This window comes from Neotabrizicola shimadae (assembly GCF_019623905.1).
Classification (GTDB): Bacteria; Pseudomonadota; Alphaproteobacteria; order Rhodobacterales; family Rhodobacteraceae; genus Neotabrizicola; species Neotabrizicola shimadae.
Map to the genome: position 1 here is coordinate 2324088 of NZ_CP069370.1, position 16767 is coordinate 2340854.

Here is a 16767-nt window from a genome sequence, read left to right on the forward strand (position 1 = left end):
CTTGCGCAATGTCACTTTGGCGTGCGCGCTGGTTTTGCCGGGCGTTGCGGCGGCAGAGCCGGTGCAGGTGGTGGCCCTGGGCGACAGCCTGACCGCCGGATACGGGCTGGCGGAGGGCGAGGGCTTCGTGCCGCAGTTGCAGGAATGGCTGAAGGCCAATGGCTCGGATGCGGTGGTGGCGAATGCCGGGGTGTCGGGGGATACCACGGCGGGGGGCCTGTCGCGGCTCGACTGGGCGCTGGCGCCGGGGGCGGATGCGCTGATCGTGACGCTGGGGGGCAACGACATGCTGCGGGGGATCGACCCCAAGGCCACGCGGGCCAACCTGGACGCGATCCTTGCCAAGGCGCAGGAGAAGGGGCTGCCGGTGCTGCTGGTGGGGATGCAGGCGCCGGGGAACTATGGGCCGGAGTACAAGGCGGCCTTCGATGCGGCCTATCCGGAACTGGCGGCGTCGCATCGGGTGCTGTTCGCGGAAAGCTTCCTGGGCCCGCTGATCGCCCAGGCGCCGGATGCGGCGGCGCTGGCGCCCTGGCTGCAGGCGGATGGCATCCATCCCAATGCGGACGGGGTGAAGATCATCGTGGCGGGGCTGGGGCCGAAGGTGCTGGAACTTGTCGGGCAGGTGAAATAACCCTTGGCCGCGCGGCGATGGCGAGGCCGGCGGCAGAGCCCCCGAGGTTGTTTGGGAACAGAAGAAGGGGGGGAGAGGGATGCAGGATTTCCTGGCGGAGCTGGCGGGAATCGTCGGAGCGGCGCATGTCCTGACCGGTGCGGATGTGGAGCGGTTCGCGAAGGATGCGAGCGGGCACTACCACGCGGCGCCGCTGGCGGTGGTGCGGCCGGGATCGGTGGCCGAGGTTTCGGCGGTGGTGACGGCGGCGGGGCGCGCGGGGGTGCCGGTCGTGCCGATCTCGGGCAATACCGGGATCGTCGGCGGCACGATGACCGAGGGCGGGCTGATGCTGTCGGTCGAGCGGCTGAACCGTATCCGCGAATTGCGCCCCGGCGCGCGGGTGGCGGTGGTCGAGGCGGGGGTGGTGCTGGACCGGCTGCACGAGGCGGCGGCGGCGCATGACCTGTATTTCCCGCTGTGGTTCGGCGCGCGCGGCTCGGCGATGATCGGCGGGGTGCTGTCCACCAATGCCGGCGGGTCGAACGTGCTGCGCTATGGCTCCACCCGCGCGCTCTGCCTGGGGCTGGAGGTGGTGCTGGCTGATGGCCGGGTGCTGAACCTGATGAGCGAACTGCACAAGGACAATTCCGGCTATGACCTGAAGCAAATGTTCATCGGGGCCGAGGGCACGCTGGGCGTGATCACGGCGGCGGTGATGAAGCTGGTCCCGGCGCCCAGGGCCCATGCCACGGCCTGTATCGCGATGGACCGGCTGGGGCCGGCGCTGGAGCTTCTGAACCGCTGCCAGAAAGCCTCGGGCGGGCTGGTGGAGGCGTTCGAGTTCATGCCTGACACCTACATGCGCCAGTTGCGCAAGGTGCGGCCAGACCTGGGCCTGCCTTTCGAGACCATCCCGCCCGTCACCATCATGATCGAGCTGGGCGCCACCGCCCCGGCGCTGGCCGAGGCCGGACCGGATGGCAGCGTGGCCCTGGCCACGATCCTTGAAGACGCTCTGGGCGAGATGCTGGAGGCAGGGCTCATCACCGATGCGGTCTTTGCCCGCACCGAGGCGCAGCGGCGCGCGATGTGGGCGCGGCGCGAGGCGGCGGCCGAGATCACCTATGCCCGGATGCCTGCCATCGACACCGACATCGCCATGCCGCTGGACGCGGTAGAGACCTTTCTCGCAAGGTTCCACGACCGCCTGCCCGCCATCGACGCCGGGGCCGAGACCTTTACCGTGGCGCATCTGGGCGATGGCAACCTGCATTTCACCGTGTTTCCAACCGATGGCTCTCCCGAAATGCATGACCGGGTGGTCGAGGCGATCGAGGATGTGGTGCAGGACCTGCGCGGCACCTTCTCGGCCGAACATGGCGTCGGCCTGTCGAAGAAGAACTCGATGGCGCGGCGCAAGGACCCCGTCGCGCTGGACGTGATGCGCGCCGTCAAGACGGCGCTGGACCCGACCAACCTGATGAACCCCGGCAAGATCATCCCCTGATGTCCACGCTTGGCCTTGTTGCACGGCAGCCGGTGCTGGCAGGCATCGCGCTGGCGCTTTTGCTGCTGGGAGGGCTGAATGCCTCGGTCTACACCTACCAGTCCCTGATCGCGATCGAGCGGATCGGCCTGTCGCATGGCGCCTATGCCGGGCTGATGGTGCTGGCCTCGTCGGTGGCGGTGACGACCTCGGTCCTGCTGGGCGTGCTGTCGGACCAGATGTTCGACCGCCGGGCGGTGGCCCTGTTCACCGCGGCCTGCGGTGCGGTGGGCGTGGGGGCGATGGCGGTGGCGCCGGGGGTCTGGACGCTGATCCTGTGCCACGGGCTGATGCTGCCCGTGCACATGAGCCTTTATGGACAGATTTTCGCGCTGTCGCGGCTGGCGACCGGCACCATGCCGGGCGAGAGGGACGCGATCCAGTCCACCGTTCGGTCGGCCATGTCGCTGAGCTTTCTGGGCATGATGCTGTTCTGGACCTGGGCCTTTTCGCGCGGCGCAGATGTGATGTCGGTCTATCTGACCGGCAGCGCGGTGGCGGTGGTTCTGGTGGCGGTGATCGCGAAGGTCTGGCCGCGCGATGCCGAGGCGACCTGGGAAGACGCGCCGCCCGCGCTGAACCTGCCCGCTGCGCTGGCCCAGATCGGCCGGCCGCGGGTTCTGGTGCGGCTGGTCTGCATGGGATTGGTCGCCACGGCGGGGCTGTTGTTCATGGCGCTGGCCTCGCTGGTGTTCGAGGCGGCGCCGGGACGGGGGCCCGAGGCGATGGCCCTGTACTGGGGCATGGTGGCGGGCTGGGAGATCCCGGCGATGCTGGTTCTGCCGCGCTGGCTGAACCGGCTGCCGCGCGCGCGGATGCTGCTGATCGGCGCGGCGATCTATGGCACACATCTGGCCCTGATGCCGGTTCTGGTGGGCACGCCGCTGATCTGGGCTCTGCCGGTGCTGGCGGGGCTGGGCGGTGCTTTGCTGATCATCATGCCCATCGGGTATTACCAGGATCTCATGGAGGGCCAGCCGGGCACCGCCGGGGCGCTGATGGCGGTGCAAAGGCTGATGGGCGACATCCTGGCCGCGGCGGCCTTTGCCATCGGCATGGCGCTTGGCGGGCCGGAACTGACGGCGCTGGCCGGGGCGGCGATGGCGGTTCTGGGCGCAACGGCACTGGTGATGGTGGACCGGCGCCGGGGGTGAGGCCGGTGTCCGCCAAGGGGATCGCACCGGATTTCGTATGGAATCCGCACCTTCCCTTCCACCCGCGCCCGCGCTACCGCTGTCGCCCATGTCCGCCCTTTCCCTTGTCCTGCGCGATCCGGTGCTCCGGCTCGCCTCCGGCCTGTCCTTCCTGCTGGGGGCGCTGGCCTGCACCATCGGTCCCTATGTCTCGGTCCTGGCGGTCGAGACCTTCGGGCTGGGCGACCGGGGCTATGCGGCGATGCTGGCGCTGTCCACCGCGCTTTCGGTGGCGGCGGCGCTTTGGGTGGGCATCCGCGCCGACCAGACCGCGCAGCGGCGCGGGCTGACCTTGCTGGCACTGGCGGCGCAGGCCCTGGGGCTGGGCCTGGTGGCCCTGCGGCCCGGCGTGGCGAGTTTCCTTCTGCACCAGGTCCTGCTGGGGCCTGTCGGAGCCACGGTCTTTGGCCAGATCTTCGCGCTGGCGCGGCTGGCGGCCTCGACCCGGCCGATGGCGGAACGCGATGCGGTGATGGGTGTGGTGCGTGCGCTGTTCGCCGCGCCCTTCGTGGTGGTGCTGCCGCTGTGGGCGCTGGCCTTCCGCGAGGGGGCGCCGGTGCTGGCGGTCTATCCGGTGAGCTTTGCGCTGTCGCTGGCCATGCTGGCGGTGACCTGGGCCTTCTGGCCGCGCGACGGGGCGACGCAGTGGGCCGATGCCCGGTCGGGCTTGAGCTTTGGTGCGGCGCTGCGCGAGCTGTCTCATCCGCGGCTGGTGTCGCGCATCCTGATGCTGGGCGCGGTGGGCAGCATGATGACGCTGTACATGGCGCTGGCCGGGCTGGTGCTGTCGCCCGCCATAGGGCGCGGCCCTGGCGATGTGGCGCTGTATGTGGGGCTTGTGGCGGGGCTGGAGGTGCCCTTCATGCTGGCCGTCCCGCGCCTGACGGCGGGCATGGGGCGGGCGCGGGCGATCCTGATCGCCTCGGCCATCTATGTGCTGCACCTTGGGCTGATGCCGGTGCTGGCGCCGGGGCCGTGGCTGTGGCTTCTGGTGCTGCCGGCCGCGGCGGGGGGCGCCGTCATCATCACCCTGCCCATCGCCTATCTGCAGGACCTTCTGGCCGAACGGCCCGGTACCGGCGCTTCGCTCATGGCGCTGCAGAAGCTGGCGGGCGACGTGATGGCGGCGCTGGCCTTTGCCCTTGGCGCCTGGATCGCGGGCTATGCGCTGGTGGCGCTGATCGGCTGCGTCCTGGGGCTGGCCGCGGCGGCCTGGCTGGCGCAGGCCGACCGGCGCTAGGCGTCAGCCAAAGAACCCCGGCCCTGCCTCGGCCAGCAGCCGCGCCGCCAGGTCGCGGCCCAGGTCCGGGCCGTCGGCCACGGGACCGCGGATGTCGCCCGCCACCACCGCCGACCCGTCAGGGCGCAGAAGCTCGCCCCTCAGCCAGAGGTTCGCGCCCTCAAGCACGGCCAGCCCGGCGATCGGCGTCTCGCAGGATCCGTCCAGCCGGGCGAGGAAGGCGCGTTCGGCATCGACTCGCAGGCCGGTCTCGCGGTCGTGGATGGCGTTCAGCATGGCATGGATGCGCCCGTCACCCGCGCGACGTTCCACCCCGATGGCGCCCTGGGCCACGGCGGGCAGCATCTCGGCCGGCTCGATGGCCGACTGCGCGACATGGGCCATGCCAAGCCGCGTGAGCCCCGCCATGGCCAGGAAGGTGGCCTGGGCCACGCCCTCCTCCAGCTTGCGCATCCGGGTCTGGACGTTGCCGCGGAACTCGACCAGGGCCAGGTCGGGGCGGCGGTGACGCAACTGCGCGCGTCGCCGCAGCGAGGAGGAACCGACCACCGCGCCCTGCGGCAGGTCGGCCAGCCGCAGGGCGACCGGCGAGACGAAGCCGTCACGCACATCGGCGCGCGGCAGGTAGCAATCCAGCACCAGCCCCTCGGGCTGCTGCGTGGGCATGTCCTTCATGGAATGGACCGCGATGTCGATGCTGCCTGCCAAGAGCGCCTCTTCGATCTCGCGGGTGAACAGGCCCTTGCCGCCGATCTCTTTCAGCGACTTGTCCTGGATCTGGTCGCCCGTGACCTTGATCACCACGATCTGGAAGGCCGCCTCCTCCAGCCCGAAGGCGGCCATCAGGCTGCGGCGCGTCTCATGCGCCTGCCACAGCGCAAGGGGCGAGCCGCGGGTGCCGATCTTCAGGGGCGAGGCGGGGGTGGGAAGGTCCGGTGTCATGGGCCAAAGACTTACAGCCGGGGCGCGGTTCCGTCCACTGGGCAGACCGGGGATTGGCGCGGGAAGTGTCACTTCAGCTTGACATCGCGCCGCATCCCGTGAAGGCAAGGGGCAAGGAGAATGCGATGGCCACCAAGACGATCCTCCGCGCCCTGGCGGGAGAAACCCTTCCCACCCCGCCGATCTGGATGATGCGTCAGGCGGGCCGCTACCTGCCGGAATACCGCGCCACGCGGGCACAGGCGGGGGATTTCCTGTCGCTCTGCTACACGCCGGACCTCGCGGCCGAGGTGACGCTGCAGCCGATCCGCCGCTATCGCTTCGACGCGGCGATCCTGTTCGCCGACATCCTGCTTCTGCCGCAGGCGCTTGGTCCGAAGCTATGGTTCGAAACCGGCGAGGGGCCCCGGATGGAGACCACCACCACCCCGGCCCAGGTGGCCGCGCTGAAGCCCACCGAGGCGATCCACGACACGCTGGCGCCGGTCTATGAAACCGTGCGCATCCTGTCGCGCGAACTGCCGAAGGAAACCACGCTGATCGGCTTTGCCGGTGCGCCCTGGACGGTGGCCACCTACATGATCGCGGGCCGCGGCACAAAGGACCAGGGTCCCGCCCATGCGCTGAAGGCGGCCGACCGAGCGACCTTCTCCGCGCTGATCGACCGCATCACCGAGGCGACGATGGAGTACCTCTCTGCCCAGGTCGAGGCCGGGGCCGAGGTGGTGAAGCTGTTCGACAGCTGGGCCGGCAGCCTGAAGGGCCAGGACTTCACCGATTTCGCGGTGAAGCCCACCGCCCGCATCATAGCGGCCCTGAAGGCCCGCCACCCCGGCCTGCCGGTCATCGCCTTCCCGCGCGAGGCGGGTGAGGGCTATACCGGCTTTGCCAGGGCCACCGGCGCCGATTGCGTGGCGCTGGACAATTCGGTTTCTCCGGAATGGGCGGCCGAACATGTGCAGACAGACGGCTGCGTGCAGGGCAACCTTGACCCGTCCTTCATGGTCACGGGCGGGCCGGCGCTGGTGGAGGCCACGCGCCGCGTGGTGCGCGCCTTTGCCGGCGGGCCGCATATCTTCAACCTCGGCCACGGCATCACCCCCGATGCCGACCCCGAGAACGTGGCCCTCATGGTGCGGACGGTGCGGGAGGGCTGAGGCCATGCACCGCACGGCCGCCGTCCTGTTCGCGATGCTCGCCGCCGCGCCTGCCCAGGCCGCAGTCGAGGCCTGCCTCACCACCATCGGCGGGGCCGACATTCCCCTGTCATACGACACCACCGACAAGGCGCTGCGCGACAACCGGTCCATGCGCGAACGGCTGTTCGGCGGCTATGGCCATGTCACCTGCCCCGGCTATGTCACGCTGCGCGCCATGACGCCCGACCTGACCGACGACCAGCGCCAGCCCTTCTGCCTGGTCTGGGACGAAAAGGCCGACACCTACACCGGCTTCCAGGTGGGCAAGCGCGATTCCTGGGCCGAATGCGCTGCACCTTCGGGGCTGTTCTGCCGGGGGGTCAATGCCTCGGCCCAGACCGCCGGGGCGGTCGCGGGCGCCATCGGCCGCGCCGCGACCGGCGCGCCCTTGACCGGCGGCGCCAATGCGACGCTGGACACCGCCTCGGGCGCGCTGATCGCCACCGGGGCGGGAAGTTCCATCCTGTCGATGCTGGGTACCGCGGCCAGTTCGGCGGTCGCCGCGCTGTCGGCCCCCGCCGTGGCCGCGGGCGCCGCCGTCACCGTGGTGGCGGTCGGCGGCGCAGTCTACGTCTGCGGCGAATAGCGCCTGCGGGCCGCTTACTCCTGCACCTGGCAGATGCCGTTGGCGCCGCCCTTGCCGGTCCAGGTCGCCAGAACCGAACCATCGGGGTTGATGCTGAAGTCGATGGCGTCGTGGCCGTGAGTGGCCTCCCAGGCGATGGCGCTGAACTTTTTCAGCTTGGCTTCCTTGCCGTTGATGTAGACCGGCCCGCCCTCATCGGCATGCACCTCGACCCCGGCGCCGCAGGTGGCGTTGAAGAAGGGAATACCGGCCTGGGCGGCACCTGCCGCGACCAGGACGAAAGCGGTGGAAAGGACAAGGGCGCGCATGATCAACCTCTGCAAAGTTTCGCTGGCTCCGGAAACCACCGGAACCGCGGAAACGCTACGAAGGCTGGCGCCGCGCCACTATCCGCAAGGCGAATCCCGCCTCACCCGCACTTGGAATGGCCGCAGGATCCGCAGGTTGAACCAAGCTCACGGGGACAGAAGCTCGCCCCCTGCGAAGTCCACAGGGGGCGAACGAAGTGTTCGTCAGTCTTCCTTCTCGGGCCGCGTATCCCTAATCGGGAAGGCACGCAGCCCTGGGGCGCGGGCATAAATCTTGCGACCATCCTTGGTCGTGATATACGCTGCCCACCTGATCCGACGATCAGGGTCTACAGTAGGCTTCTTCATGTTGTAGTCCTTCATGAAGTGTCAGCGCCCCAGTCGATCACTTGCTAGGTGTCCTTCGACTGGGGCGTGTCCTCCGATCAGACGCCACCATGGCGACAATCGCGGACCTCAGTTCCGAGCGCTTGTTATGCGTCGGGAATTCTCTTGCGATCACCCGCACTTCGAATGGCCGCAGGATCCGCAGGTCAGGCAACCCTCGACCATGCGCAGATCAAAGCTGCCACAGCTTGGGCAGGTGGCCGAGGGCCGCGCGCCCACCACCATCAGCTCGGCCTTGGGGTCGGATTTCAGGCCCATCCCCTCGCCTGCGATGAAGCCTATGCCGATCAGGTGGCGTTCGATCACCCCGCCGATGGCGGCAAGGATCGAGGGCACATAGCGCCCCTCCATCCAGGCGCCGCCGCGCGGATCGAACACCGCCTTCAGTTCCTCGACCACGAAGGACACATCGCCCCCGCGCCGGAACACCGCGGAAATCATCCGCGTCAGCGCCACGGTCCAGGCGAAATGCTCCATGTTCTTCGAGTTGATGAACACCTCGAAGGGCCGGCGGTGCCCGGCGATGACGATGTCGTTCACCGTGATGTAGAGCGCATGCTCGGACCCCGGCCATTTCAGCTTGTAGGTCTGGCCCTCCAGCGCGGAAGGCCGGTCCAGCGGTTCCGACAGATACACCACCTCGGCCCCCTCCGGCACCGCGCGGGCGGTGGCCGGCGCCTCGGCGGGCGGGGCGGCGGTTTCGCTGACCGTCAGCACCGAGCCTGTCACCGCGTTGGGGCGATAGGTGGTGCAGCCCTTGCAGCCCTGGTCCCAGGCGGCCAGGTAGACATCCTGGAAATCCTCGAAACTGATGTCCTCGGGGCAGTTGATCGTCTTGGAAATCGACGAATCCACCCATTTCTGCGCCGCTGCCTGCATCTTCACATGGTCGAGCGGCGGCAGGGTCTGCGCGTTGACGAAGTGATCCGGCAGCGGCGCATCGCCATGCGTCTCGCGCCACAGTCGCACCGCGTAATCCACCACCTCTTCCTCGGTCCGCGACCCATCGGGCTGCAGCACTTTGCGGGTATAGGCATAGGCAAAGACCGGCTCGATACCGGACGACACGTTGCCCGCATACAGGCTGATGGTCCCCGTGGGCGCGATCGAGGTCAGCAGCGCATTGCGGATGCCATGCGCCCGGATTGCACTTTTCACATCTTCGTCCATATGAACCAGTGAGCCCGAGGCCAGATACTTGTCTGCATCGAACAGCGGGAAGGCCCCCTTCTCTTTCGCAAGGTCCACCGAGGCCAGATAGGCGCTGCGCGCGATGGCATGCATCCAGGTCTCGGTCGCTGCCGCCGCCTCGTCGCTGCCATAGCGCAGGCCCACCATCAGAAGCGCATCGGCCAGCCCCGTCACCCCCAGCCCGATCCGCCGCTTGGCCGCGGCTTCCTCGGCCTGCTGCGGCAGCGGGAAGCGGCTCGCGTCCACCGTGTTGTCCATCATGCGCACCGCCACGCGCACCAGCCGGTCCAGTTCCCCCATGTCCAGCGCCGCCTCGGGCGTGAAGGCGCCCGACACCAGGCTGGCAAGGTTGATCGACCCCAGAAGGCAGGCGCCATAGGGCGGCAGCGGCTGCTCACCGCAGGGATTGGTCGCGGCGATGGTCTCGCAATAGGCGAGGTTGTTCATCGCGTTGATGCGGTCGATGAAGATCACGCCCGGTTCCGCAAAATCATAGGTGTTGCGCATGATGCGCATCCACAGGTCGCGCGCCTGCACCGTGCGATAGACGCGGCCGTCGAACATCAGCTCCCACGGCCCGTCCGCCTTGACCGCCGCCATGAAGGCATCGGTCACCAGCACGGAAAGGTTGAACATGCGCAGCCGCGCCGGGTCCTTCTTCGCCTCGATGAAAGCCTCGATGTCAGGGTGGTCGCAGCGCATCGTCGCCATCATCGCACCGCGCCGCGACCCGGCCGACATGATGGTGCGGCACATCGCATCCCAGACATCCATGAACGACAGCGGTCCCGAGGCATCGGCCGCCACGCCATGCACTTCCGCCCCGCGCGGCCGGATGGTGGAGAAATCGTAGCCGATCCCCCCGCCCTGCTGCATGGTCAGCGCGGCTTCCTTCAGCGAATCGAAGATGCCGGCCATGCTGTCGGGAATCGTCCCCATGACGAAGCAGTTGAACAGCGTGACCGACCGCCCGGTGCCCGCCCCGGCGGTGATGCGGCCCGCGGGGAGGTAGCGGAATCCGTCCAGCGCGCCGTAGAAGGCGTCTTCCCACTGCGCAGGGTCCTTTTCCACCGCCGCCAGCGCCCGCGCAATGCGGCGCCAGGTGTCCTCGACCGTGCCGTCCAGGACCGTGCCATCCGCCTGTTTCAGCCGGTATTTCATGTCCCAGATCTGCTCGGCGATGGGGGCGGAAAAGCGGGTCATGCGGGAAATCCGTTACAGCTTGTGGGGAGATCGGGCGGAACGCACAAGATACGCCCTGCCCGCGAAAGGGTCAACTTGCGGCGGCGGCCCGGCGCACTATCCTGTGTCCGAAGGGGATCAACATGGCCGGTCACATCAACATCCTGAAACTCTGTGTCGGCGCCGAGTCGGTCGAAGACCTGACCCAATGGCAGCAGGAAAACCGGCACCGCTGGCCTGCGGGCCGCGCCGAGCATGTCACCCGCATGTGGCCCAAGCGCGAGGCCGAGGTCACGGGGGGCGGTTCGCTCTACTGGGTCATCAAGGGCGTGATCCTGTGCCGCCAGCGCATCCTGGCGCTGGAACCGCGCGACGAGGGCGACGGCATCAACCGCTGTGCTCTGATCCTCGATGCCGAGGTGATCCGCACCGCCCCCGCGCCCCGCCGCCCCTTCCAGGGCTGGCGCTATCTCGACCCCGCCGACAGCCCCCCCGACCTGGCCCGCCGCAAATCCGGCGAGGACGCGCTGCCGCCGGGCATGGCCGAGGCGCTGGCCGAATTCGGCTGGCGCTAGCCGCTACTGCAACGCCATCAGGCTGCCCACGGCCACCCAGCCCATGGCCCGCCCGTCCTTGGCGATGCGGGCGAAACCGTCCCGCTCCTCGATCCGGTACACCCCCAGCATCGCGCCTTCGGGAATGGCGCCCACCGGGGCGCCGCCCGGCCCGTCCAGCAGGGCCGCGCCGGGCAGGGCCACATGGGTCAGCGTGGTGGGGAAGGCCTCCTCATCCGACAGCACCGCGACCGAGGCGCCAAGCGCGAAATCCGATCCGCGGATCGACATCTGCGGCACCTGCCGCAACCCGAAGGCGGCTTGCGAGATCTCGGGCACCGTGCGGTCCAGATAGCCCGCCAGTTCCGTCACCTCGATCGTGGCATTGCCGTTGTCATCGGCCTGGCCAAGCGCGTCCAACAGCGCGAAGGTCAGCACGCCATGCCCGCGATAGCCTTCCAGCGCCGGGGCATCGTCGGTCGAGGCCGACAGGATGGTGCGCCCCATGGCGCGGGTCAGGCGGGCCACCGCGGCCGATTGCGCCGCCGCCGCATCCACGCTGCGCGTGCCGGTCAGGGACCCGCTTTCGCAGGTGTCATAGATCATCACCGACTTCTTGGCCCGGATCGCGGCCGCCCAGTCCTGCCAACGGTCCTGGTCGATGCCAAGCCGCGTGATCGCATCCTCGCCGTCAAAGCGGAAATCCTGCGGGATGAAATAGTACCGCCCCTCCACCGTCTTGCCGTGACCGGCCAGGAAGAAGACAAACACATCCTGCGGCCGCACCTTGGCGGCCAGGTCGGCAAAGGCCGCGTCCAGCCCGGCGCCAGTGACCTGCGCATCCAGCAGCGTCACCACCTCGACCTTGCCGAACAGCCCCTGCCCCGCCTTGCCCATCGCCTCGGCAAAGGCCTTCGCATCAGCGGCGGCATAGTTCAGCTTCAGCCGCCCGTCGGCATAATCGTTCACCCCCACCGACAGCACGTAAAGGTCGGGCGCCACATCCGTCGCGACGCCGTCCCAGTTGACCGTCAGCGAAGCAGGGACCGAGGCCAGAAGGCCCGCCGCATTGTAGGCCACCACCTCGATCAGGTTGGCGCCGGGCTCCAAAGCCACCCGCGCCCGCGCCTTCGGCACATCGCTTTCCAGCGCCGCCGCGCCGCGCGCGCCCTCCTGCACCGCAACGGTCAGCCCGTTCACCCGCCATTCGATGCGCCCGATGCCGCCGCCCTCGTCAGTGATCTCGGCCTCCACTTCGATCTCGGGGGTTTCGGCGGTCGTGCCCTCCATCGGCAGGGCAAAGCGCGTCAGGGGCGCCGGCCCGGTCTTCAGGATCGCGGCAAGGTCCAGCTGCGCCGCCGCCTTGGCCACCTCGCCCTCGGGGTCGCCGGCCAGCTTGGCGCGCACCAGATCGGGGCGGTACAGCGCCTGATAGACCTGATCCACCGAAAAGGCGGTCAGCCCGTTCGCCACCGACACCAGCCGCGCGCCGTTGGGCGAGGCGGCGAAAAAGCCTTCCGGTGTCAGCACCAGCCACTCGCCGTCCGGCGTCGCCAGAAACTCGGCCAGCAAGGCCCCGGTCTTCAGATCATAGGCCCGGTGCAGGCCCACGGTTTCCGACTGCACGGCCATTGCACCGCCGCGCAGCGTCACTGCCTGCCCCGGGCCTGGCAAAGCCTCGATCGCCTCGGCCAGTTCGGCCGGGGGCGGCGCAGCATAATCGGCAAATCCCTGCGAGGCGCGCTCGGCCTCTTCTCCGGTCGCGGTGCGCACCTCCAGCGTGTCGAAATCCACTGCTACGATGTCACCTTCGTCCAGCGCATCCGCCAGATACAGCGTGGCACCGTCCGACCAGGCCATTTCCTCGGCCCCGATCGCGGGCACCTCGACCCGCGTTTCCAGAGCGCCGGCCTCCATGTCCCAGACCCAGACCGACCCGTCCCCGTCCGACGACAGGTAAAGCGCGCCGCCCGGCGGGGCGGCCGCGCCCTTCGCCTCGGCCAGCGGCTCGCCGAAGGCCGCGGTGATGCGGCCCTGCGCCGGATCGAAGCGCACGATGGCATCGCCCTCGGCCCCCACCAGGATCACGTCGCCTGTACCCGGCACAAAGGCCAGCCGGTCCACCGCGAACATCGACCGGGCGATGCCGTCGCCCGGATCCTGAGCGTTCAGCGATTCGCTCGCCACCGCCTCGCCGGTGCTCAGGTCGCGCACCTCGACCTTCACCGTCCAGTCCTCGTCGCTGTTGCCGGCATAGGCCACGCGGCGGCCATCGTCGGACAGGTCCAGCGTCAGCACATCGGTCAGGCTGTCGGGCAGGTCCAGCACCTGCGGCGCCTCTTCCTCGCGCGTGATCGTGAGGTAGGTCCGCATCTTGTAGAACCCGTCCGGCTGCTCCTCCGACCGGACCCCCGCCACGACCAGCGTGCCCTCGGGCGAAAGTGCCATGTTCGGCACCGGCCCCGACATCATCGGCGGCTCTTCCGGGGGAGGTGCTCCCGCGATCTGCGACAGGATCTCGCCCTCCGGCGTTGCGCGGCCGAGGTCGCCCCGCGACGAGCCCACAAGCACCGACCCGCTGTCCGGCGCAAAGCGCAGTTTTTCGCCCGGCAAGCCCAGCCGCGCGTGCAGCGCGCCATCGGGCAGCGACCACAGCGCCGGTTCCACCCCATCGGTCACCGCCAGGAACCGCCCGTCCGGCGACAGAACCATGTCCTTGACCGGCCCGTCATGCGGCCGGATGCGGTGCAACTCCGCCCCCGTCACCGCGTCGATCAGCACCAGATGCCCGGTCTCTGTCCCCACGGCCAGGATCTCTGTTCCCGGCAAGAGCAGCGCCTGCGTCGCCCCCGGCAGCTTCAGCTTGCGGATCAGCCGGTGGCTCGTCGCATCCCACAGCGCCACCTCGGCCTCCTCGCGGTTGGCCAGCGTGGTGATCATCACCCGGCCATCGGTCGAGAAGGTGATCGCATGAAGCGACACCACATCCTGCGCAAAATACCAATGCGGGGCCGAGGGCACCAGCGCATAGCCCGGATCGCGCCCCGCCTGCGCCGCCGCCAGATCGGCCAGCGGCAGGTTCAGCATGGTCGCCGGATCGGCCGCCTCGGCCGCGACCACGCCCCAGCCGGTTTCGGTCTTCACCGCCGCCACGCCGCCCCCGGCCCGCGTGAAATCCACGAACTGCGGCGCCACGGCAAAGCTGCCATCCGGTGCCAGGAATCCGCGCTTGCCGCCCAGATTCACCCCGGCCAGCCCGTCGCTGAAGGAATAGGCCGCGTCGAACTGCGGCGCGATCACCCATTGCCCCTGCCGGTCGATATAGCCCCACAGCCCCGTCGTGCGGTCCTTCACCGGCGCCACGCCTTCAGAGAACTCGCGCGCCCCCGTCCACTCGCCCGCGATCTCCAGCGAATTGCCCCAGGGCCCCACATAGGCCCAGGTCTCGCCCTGCCGCACCGCGCCCATCTCCTCGACAAAGGGCCGCGCCTCGTCGAACACCGCTTCCCCGCCCGAGATCGTGCCGTACTGGCATTCGAGATATCCGAAGCGCCCGCCCAACTCGACCACGGCCACCCCGCCCACCGGCACGCCAAAGGCGCCATCCCCGGCGCTGGTCGCCCGCGGCTCGGCGCCCCGCCAATCCGCCACCGCCTCGCCGTTCAGCCGCCCGGTCACGCAGAACCCGTCGTTGCCCACCAGCTCGTCGATGTTCAGCACCGCCTCCTGCGGCTGGCCCTGCGGGTCCAGCGCATACCAGGCGCCCTGCCACTTCACCGGGGTGATGTCCGAGGGCGTGCCCATCGCCTGGAACTCGAAGGGCAGCACCTCGCGCCCCTCGATGTCCACTGCGCCCCAAAGGCCGCCGCGCTGCACGGCAAAGCGCCCCTGCCCCGCCCCGCCCACCGCCTCGAACTGCGGCGCCAGCACCCATTGGCCATCGCGCCCCATCAGGCCCCAGGCCTGGCCGTCGAACAGCGGCACCACGCCCTGATGCGCCACCCCCGCATCGGCGAAACGCGGCTCGGCCACCCATCGGAACCCGTCCTGGGCGGCAGCGGCAAGGGGAAACAGGGCGAGCGAAAGGGAGAGGAAATGTCTGAACATGGCGCCAGATTGCGGAACCGCTGCCCCAAGGGCAACTGACAAACGCCGTCACCCCTTCCCTTTCCGCCCCGCCCCCGCGACAACGGGGCCATGACCCGCCGCCCCCTCTGGCTTGCCGCCGCGCCCGCGCTGTTCCTGATCCTGTGGTCGGCCGGCTTTGCCATCGCCAAGCTGGCGCTCACACATGCCCAGCCGATGACGCTCCTGGCGCTACGCTACGTCCTGGTGCTGGCCGTGCTCGCCCCCGTGGCGCTGGTGCTGCGTCCGCCGCTGCCCCGCACATGGCGGGCCGCGGCGGATGTGGCCGTGGTGGGCTTCCTCATCCAGGTCGTCTACTTCGGCCTGTGCTACATCGCCTTCAAATCCGGCGTCTCGGCCGGCGGCGTCGCCATCGTCGTCTGCCTGCAGCCGATCCTCGTGGCGCTGACCGCCCCGCATCTGGTGGGCGAGCCGGTCTCGGGCCGCGCCTGGGCAGGCCTCATCCTCGGCCTCGCCGGTGCCGCCACGGTGATCCTGTCGCGGGGCGAGGTCTCGGGCAACGCGCTTGGCCTGATCTGCACCGTCATCGCGCTGTTCGGCATCACCGGCGGCACGCTTTACGAAAAACGCTTCGGCACCGCCCAGCACCCGGTCACGGCGAACCTGATCCAGTACACGGTCGGCGCCGCCTTCACCCTGCCGCTCGCGGCGCTGACCGAAGACATGACCGTCAGCTGGAACGCCGAATTCGCCCTTTCGCTGGCCTATCTCGTGCTGGCCAACTCCATCCTCGCGATCTCGCTCCTGCTGGCGATGATCCGGGCCGGCGCCGTGGCGAAGGTCTCGGCGCTCTTCTACCTCGTCCCGCCGCTCTCCGCCCTCTTCGCCTGGCCGCTCCTGGGCGAGGCGATGCCCCCCGCCGCCTGGGCCGGCATGGCGCTGGCCTCGGTGGGGGTGGCACTCGCCAGCCGCAGGGCGGCTTAGGCCGCCATCGGCCGGCCGCTTCCGGTCACCAGCGATTCCTGCAGGAACCCTGCGCTGCGCGCCGCGGCAATGAACGCCCGCCGGGCCGAACCCACGGGCACAAGGCAGGCCATCGCCGCCTCGACCTGCTGCAAGGCCCGGTGCCGGGCCTCATCGGCCACCGGCCATTTGCGGCGCAGCCAGTAGCGCACCTGTTCGATGGTGGAAAAACTCTGAACCTCGCCATCCGGCGAAACAACAAAGGACAGGGGCGAACCCCATTGGATCTCGATCAACGTATCTTCTTTCGGGAATTGGGTGGCAGGCGCATCTGGCGCCCCGCCGGGGCGAGGCGGGGCCAGGCCAATGCCGGTCCCGCCTCGGATGATCTGGGGCCGCACCGGGCGGCCCATGCCTGCACTCAGGCGAGCGTCAGCTCAGACGAGCACCAGGTTGGTCGCGGATTCGCGGCCGTTGCGGTCACGCTCCAGGTCGAAACGGACCGGCTGGCCGTCCTTGAGCTGCGACAGGCCGGCGCGTTCCAGCGCCGAGATGTGGACGAACACGTCCTTCGAACCGCCTTCGGGAGCAATGAAGCCGAAGCCCTTGGTGGCGTTGAACCATTTCACGGTGCCAGTGGCCATCGTGGTTTTCCTTGTGATGTGCCGCCCACACTGCGCGACGGCCCGGCAAAGCTGCTGATCGAAAGCTGAGCCGCAAGGTACAGGTTCGAAGAAGAGTTATGCCCGAAGAACATAGTCGATCCCGCCCCGA

General features: G+C 69.2%; 14 protein-coding genes. 8 read left to right on the forward strand and 6 right to left on the reverse strand.

Features of this window, described 5'->3' with window-relative positions; translation table 11 throughout:
* Nucleotide 1 precedes the first annotated feature (1 nt).
* From JO391_RS11230 to JO391_RS11245, 4 genes are all read left to right on the forward strand, one after another.
* Entirely contained in the window at nt 2–634 is a 633-nt protein-coding gene (locus tag JO391_RS11230; RefSeq protein WP_259444675.1) for an arylesterase, read from the forward strand.
* Nucleotides 635–713: 79 nt separating this feature from the next.
* Nucleotides 714–2123, forward strand: a complete 1410-nt coding sequence (locus JO391_RS11235; RefSeq protein WP_220660582.1) for an FAD-binding oxidoreductase — start codon at nt 714–716, stop codon at nt 2121–2123.
* Nucleotides 2123–3316, forward strand: a complete 1194-nt coding sequence (locus JO391_RS11240) for an MFS transporter (protein WP_220660583.1) — start codon at nt 2123–2125, stop codon at nt 3314–3316. Before JO391_RS11235 ends, JO391_RS11240 begins: the two co-directional genes overlap by 1 nt.
* Nucleotides 3317–3404: 88 nt before the next feature.
* Complete coding sequence (locus JO391_RS11245) at nt 3405–4595, forward strand: MFS transporter (RefSeq protein WP_220660584.1); 1191 nt, start codon at nt 3405–3407, stop codon at nt 4593–4595.
* A 3-nt stretch (nt 4596–4598) separates the two neighbouring features.
* Here the strand turns inward: JO391_RS11245 and hemC are convergent, their stop codons facing one another.
* The gene (gene hemC / locus JO391_RS11250) at nt 4599–5537 is read right to left on the reverse strand and encodes a hydroxymethylbilane synthase (RefSeq protein ID WP_220660585.1); all 939 of its coding nucleotides are present in this window, start codon (nt 5535–5537) and stop codon (nt 4599–4601) included.
* 125 nt (nt 5538–5662) lie between these two features.
* Here hemC and hemE point away from each other — a divergent pair, with 125 nt between their 5' ends.
* Both hemE and JO391_RS11260 read left to right on the forward strand, forming a co-directional pair.
* The gene (hemE, locus tag JO391_RS11255; protein WP_220660586.1) at nt 5663–6694 is read left to right on the forward strand and encodes a uroporphyrinogen decarboxylase; all 1032 of its coding nucleotides are present in this window, start codon (nt 5663–5665) and stop codon (nt 6692–6694) included.
* Between the two features lie 4 nt (nt 6695–6698).
* Nucleotides 6699–7322 (forward strand): hypothetical protein, encoded by a 624-nt coding sequence (locus tag JO391_RS11260; protein WP_259444676.1) that lies wholly within the window; start codon nt 6699–6701, stop codon nt 7320–7322.
* Between the two features lie 14 nt (nt 7323–7336).
* Here JO391_RS11260 and JO391_RS11265 read toward each other — a convergent pair whose 3' ends face one another.
* Nucleotides 7337–7630 (reverse strand): hypothetical protein, encoded by a 294-nt coding sequence (locus JO391_RS11265; RefSeq protein ID WP_220660587.1) that lies wholly within the window; start codon nt 7628–7630, stop codon nt 7337–7339.
* Nucleotides 7631–8128: 498 nt separating this feature from the next.
* Entirely contained in the window at nt 8129–10411 is a 2283-nt protein-coding gene (locus tag JO391_RS11270; RefSeq protein ID WP_220660588.1) for an adenosylcobalamin-dependent ribonucleoside-diphosphate reductase, read from the reverse strand.
* A 122-nt stretch (nt 10412–10533) separates the two neighbouring features.
* Between JO391_RS11270 and JO391_RS11275 the strand changes: the two genes are divergently transcribed.
* The gene (locus JO391_RS11275; RefSeq protein WP_220660589.1) at nt 10534–10965 is read left to right on the forward strand and encodes a DUF1489 family protein; all 432 of its coding nucleotides are present in this window, start codon (nt 10534–10536) and stop codon (nt 10963–10965) included.
* A gap of 3 nt (nt 10966–10968) precedes the next feature.
* Here JO391_RS11275 and JO391_RS11280 read toward each other — a convergent pair whose 3' ends face one another.
* Nucleotides 10969–15051, reverse strand: a complete 4083-nt coding sequence (locus JO391_RS11280; protein ID WP_220660590.1) for a WG repeat-containing protein — start codon at nt 15049–15051, stop codon at nt 10969–10971.
* Between the two features lie 90 nt (nt 15052–15141).
* Here JO391_RS11280 and JO391_RS11285 point away from each other — a divergent pair, with 90 nt between their 5' ends.
* Nucleotides 15142–16014, forward strand: a complete 873-nt coding sequence (locus tag JO391_RS11285) for a DMT family transporter (protein ID WP_220660591.1) — start codon at nt 15142–15144, stop codon at nt 16012–16014.
* On the opposite strand, the gene JO391_RS11290 is transcribed toward JO391_RS11285, so the two are convergent.
* Nucleotides 16011–16289 (reverse strand): DUF982 domain-containing protein, encoded by a 279-nt coding sequence (locus JO391_RS11290; RefSeq protein ID WP_259444677.1) that lies wholly within the window; start codon nt 16287–16289, stop codon nt 16011–16013. The two genes, JO391_RS11285 and JO391_RS11290, sit on opposite strands and share 4 nt — an antisense overlap.
* A gap of 141 nt (nt 16290–16430) precedes the next feature.
* The gene (locus JO391_RS11295; protein ID WP_220660593.1) at nt 16431–16637 is read right to left on the reverse strand and encodes a cold-shock protein; all 207 of its coding nucleotides are present in this window, start codon (nt 16635–16637) and stop codon (nt 16431–16433) included.
* Between the last annotated feature and the right edge of the window lie 130 nt (nt 16638–16767).

Excerpts from the sequence above, each read along its gene's own strand:
- JO391_RS11235 (WP_220660582.1), top strand. The coding sequence starts at position 714 with ATGCAGGATTTCCTGGCGGAGCTGGCGGGAATCGTCGGAGCGGCGCAT.
- JO391_RS11240 (WP_220660583.1), top strand. The coding sequence starts at position 2,123 with ATGTCCACGCTTGGCCTTGTTGCACGGCAGCCGGTGCTGGCAGGCATC.
- JO391_RS11245 (WP_220660584.1), top strand. The coding sequence starts at position 3,405 with ATGTCCGCCCTTTCCCTTGTCCTGCGCGATCCGGTGCTCCGGCTCGCC.
- hemC (WP_220660585.1), bottom strand. The coding sequence starts at position 5,537 with ATGACACCGGACCTTCCCACCCCCGCCTCGCCCCTGAAGATCGGCACC.
- hemE (WP_220660586.1), top strand. The coding sequence starts at position 5,663 with ATGGCCACCAAGACGATCCTCCGCGCCCTGGCGGGAGAAACCCTTCCC.
- JO391_RS11260 (WP_259444676.1), top strand. The coding sequence starts at position 6,699 with ATGCACCGCACGGCCGCCGTCCTGTTCGCGATGCTCGCCGCCGCGCCT.
- JO391_RS11265 (WP_220660587.1), bottom strand. The coding sequence starts at position 7,630 with ATGCGCGCCCTTGTCCTTTCCACCGCTTTCGTCCTGGTCGCGGCAGGT.
- JO391_RS11270 (WP_220660588.1), bottom strand. The coding sequence starts at position 10,411 with ATGACCCGCTTTTCCGCCCCCATCGCCGAGCAGATCTGGGACATGAAA.
- JO391_RS11275 (WP_220660589.1), top strand. The coding sequence starts at position 10,534 with ATGGCCGGTCACATCAACATCCTGAAACTCTGTGTCGGCGCCGAGTCG.
- JO391_RS11280 (WP_220660590.1), bottom strand. The coding sequence starts at position 15,051 with ATGTTCAGACATTTCCTCTCCCTTTCGCTCGCCCTGTTTCCCCTTGCC.
- JO391_RS11285 (WP_220660591.1), top strand. The coding sequence starts at position 15,142 with ATGACCCGCCGCCCCCTCTGGCTTGCCGCCGCGCCCGCGCTGTTCCTG.
- JO391_RS11295 (WP_220660593.1), bottom strand. The coding sequence starts at position 16,637 with ATGGCCACTGGCACCGTGAAATGGTTCAACGCCACCAAGGGCTTCGGC.